Source organism: Microbacterium sp. Leaf351 (genome assembly GCF_001423825.1).
Lineage (GTDB): Bacteria > Actinomycetota > Actinomycetes > Actinomycetales > Microbacteriaceae > Microbacterium > Microbacterium ginsengisoli.
Window position 1 is genome coordinate 93,890 of record NZ_LMPK01000001.1, and the last position, 5,603, is coordinate 99,492.

The 5,603-nt window shown below is 73.6% G+C and carries 5 protein-coding genes and 1 pseudogene; 1 reads left to right on the forward strand and 5 read right to left on the reverse strand.

The window, feature by feature from the left end; all coding sequences use genetic code 11:
* A pseudogene (locus tag ASG00_RS00400) lies at positions 1 to 190 on the reverse strand (DNA-binding response regulator); the annotation flags it as partial.
* Positions 191 to 326: 136 nt separating this feature from the next.
* Complete coding sequence (locus ASG00_RS15960) at positions 327 to 1,844, reverse strand: glycoside hydrolase family 6 protein (protein ID WP_235557366.1); 1,518 nt, start codon at positions 1,842 to 1,844, stop codon at positions 327 to 329.
* A gap of 152 nt (positions 1,845 to 1,996) precedes the next feature.
* On the opposite strand from ASG00_RS15960, the gene ASG00_RS00410 reads away from it, so the two are divergent.
* Positions 1,997 to 2,824, forward strand: coding sequence for a universal stress protein (locus ASG00_RS00410; RefSeq protein ID WP_056206081.1), 828 nt, complete (start codon positions 1,997 to 1,999; stop codon positions 2,822 to 2,824).
* Positions 2,825 to 3,063: 239 nt separating this feature from the next.
* Here the strand turns inward: ASG00_RS00410 and panB are convergent, their stop codons facing one another.
* Genes panB through ASG00_RS00425 form a run of 3 tightly spaced genes read right to left on the reverse strand, consistent with a single transcriptional unit; the run spans position 3,064 to position 5,590 of the window.
* Positions 3,064 to 3,927 (reverse strand): 3-methyl-2-oxobutanoate hydroxymethyltransferase, encoded by an 864-nt coding sequence (gene panB / locus ASG00_RS00415; RefSeq protein WP_056206083.1) that lies wholly within the window; start codon positions 3,925 to 3,927, stop codon positions 3,064 to 3,066.
* On the reverse strand, positions 3,924 to 4,829 hold the full coding sequence (gene panC / locus ASG00_RS00420) for a pantoate--beta-alanine ligase (protein WP_082482948.1): 906 nt from the start codon (positions 4,827 to 4,829) through the stop codon (positions 3,924 to 3,926). The genes panB and panC overlap by 4 nt, the downstream gene beginning before the upstream one ends.
* On the reverse strand, positions 4,826 to 5,590 hold the full coding sequence (locus ASG00_RS00425; protein ID WP_056206109.1) for a Rossmann-like and DUF2520 domain-containing protein: 765 nt from the start codon (positions 5,588 to 5,590) through the stop codon (positions 4,826 to 4,828). The genes panC and ASG00_RS00425 overlap by 4 nt, the downstream gene beginning before the upstream one ends.
* Between the last annotated feature and the right edge of the window lie 13 nt (positions 5,591 to 5,603).

Here is a 5,603-nt window from a genome sequence, read left to right on the forward strand (position 1 = left end):
CCGGCATGTTCACGTCGAGCGTCGTGATGAGGGGCTGATAGGCCAGCACTGCACGCACACCGTCGATGCCGTTGCCGACGGAGACCGTCGAGAATCCCGCGGCCTCGAGCACCTCGACGAGGAGGTGGCGGACGTCGGGGTCGTCCTCGACGATGACGGCGGTCTTCTGCCCGCCTTCAGGTGTGCTCATTCAGGTGGCCTTCTCGTGGAGGAACCGGAGGGACACGCGTCGGTCACCCCGCGGGCCCCCGAGCGCTTCGTCATTGTTCCATAGTTCTGTTACAGCCCTGAGAAGCCGGAGCGTGGGTCCGGCAACACGGCGTGCGTCATTTCACCAGCCCCTGCGTGAGCGCGACCGCTCCCGCAGGCCACCAGACACCCGCGTCGGGTCCGCCGTTGCACGTGCCGTCGCTCTCGCCGGGCGGCTTGATCCACAGATTGGTGTCGACGACGTCGTCGCCGTAGGTGCCGCCCTTGTCGCCGACGAGGCGGCCTGCCGGGTTGCACCACTGGTTGTCGCTCGTCGGCCCGGCGCCGTTGCGCGAGGTGTCGACGATCGCGTGACCCGTCCCGAGGGCGGCGGCGACGGCATGGGCGTAGCTGAACTCGTTCTGGGTGGTGTTGAAGTTCGACACGTTCGTCGCGAACCCGCGCACCTTGTCGAGCACGCCGACGCTCTTGATCAGGTCGGCCATCTGCGCCGCCGGAAGCCACGACGAATGACCGCCGTCGAGGTAGATCCAGGTGTTGGTGCCCGCGATCACGTCGACCGCCCCGCGCAGTTGGGTGTCGCGGTCGCTGAGGTTGCCGCATTGCGGCGCGAGCGCGAGGCTGTCGGGTTCGAGGATGACGATCTTGCGCAGGTCGGATGCCGCGGCGAGCGCCTGACCGATCTGGGTCGTCCAGGTGACATAGTCGGCTTCGTCGAGACCGCCGGCGGAGTGGTTTCCGCAGTCACGGCCCGGGAGCCCGTAGACGACGACGGCGAGGGACGCCTTCTGTGCGCGGGCCTCGGTGGCAAGGTGGGCGACACGGTCGTAGACCTCGCCGATCGGATCCTGTTCGGGGGTGAGCCAGTAGGCGGTGGGCTGGGCGGCGAGGTAGGCGGCTGCCGCCTGTTCGGCCGAGCCGGGCGTCTCGGCGGCGGCGGCCTTGGCCGCCTTGGACTCGTCGGGAGCGACGATCGTGGTGCCCACGCGGGGCGGCTGTGCAGACACGGTGTTCACCAGGGTGTTGACGGCGATGCCGGCGATCGCGAGGCCCGAGAGCACGACGACCACGACGAGCGCGAAGGCGGCGATGATCAAGCCGCGGATCCACTTCTGACGTCGCGTGCGGGGAGCACGGGGCGCGCGCGACCGGCGCGGGGCACGGCGACCGCGCGGAGCGGCGGCGGGGGCATGCGATGCAGAGGCGTTCACCGAAGAGGCGTTCGGCGCAGCAGCGTTCGGGGCAGGTGCGTCCGGCGCAGCGGCGTCGGACACGAGGGCGTGCTCGGGCGACGATTCCGCGGCGTCGCCGGAACGGCTCGATGCGCTGTCGTCGACGGCCGGGCCGGTGACCGGCACGGCAGCGGTGTCGACACGCAGCACATAGGCGTCGCGGTTCGCGACGATGCGCCGAGCGTCCTCGTTGGTCGCGGCGTCGGCGGAGGCCGAGAGGGCATCCGCGGGGGCGCTCTCCGCGGCCGGCGCCGACCCCGCGGCTTCCTGCAGACGTCGTGCCGGGTGGGACGCGGGATGACGCGGGGGCTTCGGCGCGCGAACGATCGGTGTCGGGTGCGCGGCGTCGGGCGCGTCGATCGGATCTGACGCGTCGGAGCCGTCGTGCGGCGGAGTGCTCACCTGGCGACTCTATCGAGTGATCCCGGGCGGGCGGCCGGGACGCTGCGATCACCCGACACGCGGGGGCCGCTCGCACCGGGGTTTGCCCGGTCATCGACCTCGCCCGCCGCCGGTGCCGGGGATACGCTGAGGGCACGAGCGAAGGGGCGGCCATGACTGGTGCGATCGTGGTGGGATTCGTCGATGCGACGGTGTCGGGACATGCCGGCGACTGGGCGGTGGCCCGAGCGGCGGCGACGGGCGGAGCGGTCGAGCTGCTCGCGATCGTCGGCGGCGCCGTCGGCGCGGTCGGCGAGCAGCAGGTGCTGGACGCCGCACTCGCGCACGCGACCGACGCGGTCGCCGCGGAGGCGGCCCGGCTCGGCGCAGGCGGGGTCGCCGTGTCGACGCGCGTCGACCACGGGAATCCGGTCGCCGCGCTGGTGGAGGCATCCGCTCATGCCGCGCTGGTCGTGATCGGCGGCGAGTCGCGAGGATCCGGTCGGCGCGGACTGCACGGGGCGCGCATCGCCGCCGCCGCCCACTCCCCCGTCGTGGTCGTTCCCGCCGCCGACGCCGCCGGATCGGGTGTCGTCGTCGGTGTCGACGGCTCGGATGTCTCGGATGCCGCGATCACGTTCGCCGCCGCCGAGGCCGCGCGGCTCGGCGAACCGCTGCGCGTCGTGTCGGCGTGGACGCCGGTCGCCGTGCCCGGCGATTTCGGGCTGTACCCCGACCTCTACCTCACCGATCTCGCGGCGATCGCGGCGGCGAACGTCGACGCGGTGGTGCAGCGGGTCGCGTCGGCCCACCCCGACCTCGCCGTGACCGGCGACGCCCTCGAGGGCGACCCGGCGACCGCGCTCGAAGAGGCCGGCGCCGGTGCGGCGCTGCTCGTCGTGGGCTCTCACGGGCGGGGCGCGTTCGCCCGTTTCGTGCTCGGTTCGGTGAGCGAGCACGTGGTCGGCGCCCTGCCGACGGTCACCGCCGTCGTGCGCTGAGCGTCGTCATCCGTCATCGGACACATTCTGGACACACCGCGTCAGTAATATCCGCGGTATGGGGATCCCTGACGAAGGTCGGAAGCGGCCGCCGGTGCGGCCGGCGACCGTGCTGATGTATGTCGGTGTTGCGCTGCTGGCCGTGGGCGTCGCGGTGCTCGTGTGGGCGGCGTTCGCCTACTACGGCAGCTACGTGCGGTGACGCGCGCACCCGCCGGGCCCGCCGGCCGCGCGGAGCCTCAGTGCCCGCGTGCCGCGAGGTGCGCGCGCACCTGGTCGAGCACGTCGTCGGCCACCGGGTAGGTGTGCTCGGCGCTCGGGAACTCCCCCGCGCGCACCTCGGTCGCGTACGTGGCGATGCCCTCGGCCATGGCGTCACCGAGCGCCGCATACTGCTTGACGAACCGTGCGGTGCGCCCGGCGGTGATGCCGAGAAGGTCATGGTGCACGAGCACCTGGCCGTCGGCGGCACCCGCGCCGATGCCGATGAGGGGGATGCCGAGGGCTCCGCGGATCTCGGCGACGACCGCCGCGGGCACAGCCTCGACGACGAGAGCGATCGCCCCGGCCGCCTCGACGTCGAGCGCCTCCTGAGCGACGCGGAGGGCGGTGTCGACCGTGCGGCCCTGGGCGCGCAGTCCTCCGAGCGCGGTCGCGGTCTGCGGCGTGAGACCGATGTGCCCGACGACCGGGATACCGGCCGCGACGATGGCGCGGATGCGCGACAGCCGCGCCGGCTGCCCGCCCTCGAGCTTGACGGCGTCGGCGCCCGCCTCCTTCACGAGCCGGAGCGAGGAGGCCACGGCCTGCTCGTCGCTGAGCTCGGTCGCCCCGAACGGCAGGTCGACGACGACGAAGGCCGTGCGCACGGCACGGCGCACGGCACGCGCGAGCATGAGCATCTCGTCGAGCGACACGGGCGCGGTGCCGTCGTAGCCGAGGACGACCTGGGCAGCCGAGTCGCCGACGAGGATCATGTCCACCCCGGCGCGCTCCGCGGCACGCGCGGACGGATGATCGTAGGCGGTCACCATGACGATCTGCTCGCCGGCGGCGTGCATCTCGGCGATGCGGGCGAGGGTGACGGGCGGGCGTTCGGTCATCGAGGGCTCCCGGTGGGTGCAGCGACCGGACGGTCGTCGAGGATGTCGCTGCTCACCGTCACGGGCGCGAGCACGACGTTGTCGAGCAGTCGCACGGCTCCCACGCGGGCTGCGACGACGAGCACCGCGTCGCGGTCGAGACGGTCGAGCTCGGCGAAGCCATCGCTGTCGACGACGGCGAGATAGTCGGGGGTGAGACCGGCGGCGTCGAGCTCGTGCGCCGCGATCGCGCGGAGAGCCGCGGCATCCTGCTCACCGTCGGCGGCGGCTCGGGCGGCGGCGGCCAGCGCGCGGGGCAGGGCGAGGGCACGGACCCGGTCGGCGGGAGTCAGCCGCACGTTGCGGCTCGATCGCGCGAGGCCGTCGTCGTCGCGCGACGTGGGCACGACGACGATCTCGGTGGGGATGCCGAGGTCGCGCACGAGCCGTCGGACGACGGCGACCTGCTGGGCGTCCTTCTGCCCGAAGTACGCGGTGTCGGCGAGCGCGGCGAGCAGCAGCTTGCTCACGATCGTGGCGACGCCGTCGAAGTGGGCGCGGCCGCGCACGGCGCCCTCGAAGGTCTCGGTGAGGGATCCGGCGATCGACACCGTGGTCGCGAAGCCGGTCGGGTACATCTCGGCGGCGGTCGGCGCGAAGACCACGTCGACGCCCGCGGCGCCCGCCTTCGCGAGGTCGTCGTCGAGAGCGCGGGGGTAGGCGTCGAGGTCGGCCTGCTCGGTGAACTGGGTCGGGTTCACGAAGATCGTGAGCACGACGGTGGCCGCACGCGCGCGGGCTGCCGTGACGAGCGACAGGTGACCTTCGTGCAGGGCGCCCATGGTCGGCACGACGGCGATCGGGGCGTCGCGGCGCGGGGCGAGGGCGGACCGCAGCTCGGCGAGCGTCGTCGCGACGATCATGCCGGGGCCGCCGAGGTGCGCGAGCGCTCGGCGAGCGCGCGCGTGGCATCGACGAGCGCATCGAACAGCGCGAGCTGCTCGGGGGCGCGCTCGGCGATAGCGGCACGCTGGCGGGCGACGGTGTCGTCATCGCCCCGGGCGACGGGACCGGTGAGGGCGGCCGGCGCCCCCAGCGCCGACCAGTTGTCGACGGCGGCGCGCACGAGGGGTACGAGGGCGGCGCGGTCGATGCCCGCGGTCGACGCGAGCTGCTCGGCGAACGCCTCGACCGTCACGAGGAAGTTCGCCGCGATCGACGCGGCCGCATGGTACGCCGCCCGGTCGTCGGGGGCGACGGCGACCGGCGACATCCCGAGCTTCGCGGCGAGCCGCTCGGCGGCGGCGAGGGCGCGCGGAGTGCTTCCGGCGAGCGCCGCGGTGACGCCCGTGAAGCGGGCACCGGCGGAGGTGACGGTCATGAGGGGGTGGATGCTGAACGACTCGTGCGGGGTCAGCGGAGCCAGCCCCAGCGCACCGGAGAGGTGCCCGACGAGCGGGCCGGGGGCGATGGCGGCAGCGGCCTCCGCGATCGCGTGATCGGGCACCGCGAGGAGCACGATGTCGGCGCCCGACCCGGTGGCACCACGGGGTTCGGGGCCGGCCGCGGTGACCCCGATCTCCGCGAGAGCGGCGATGAGCGCCCGGCCCATTCTGCCGTCGCCGACGACGGCGATGCGGCCGAGGGCGGCGTCGCCTGCGGGGTTCAGGTGAGTGCGGGACATCCGCGTACACCGT

Bases quoted from the DNA above. Each gene is read 5' to 3' on its own strand.
- ASG00_RS00410 (WP_056206081.1), top strand. From the start codon at position 1,997: ATGACTGGTGCGATCGTGGTGGGATTCGTCGATGCGACGGTGTCGGGA.
- panB (WP_056206083.1), bottom strand. From the start codon at position 3,927: ATGACCGAACGCCCGCCCGTCACCCTCGCCCGCATCGCCGAGATGCAC.
- panC (WP_082482948.1), bottom strand. From the start codon at position 4,829: ATGATCGTCGCGACGACGCTCGCCGAGCTGCGGTCCGCCCTCGCCCCG.
- ASG00_RS00425 (WP_056206109.1), bottom strand. From the start codon at position 5,590: ATGTCCCGCACTCACCTGAACCCCGCAGGCGACGCCGCCCTCGGCCGC.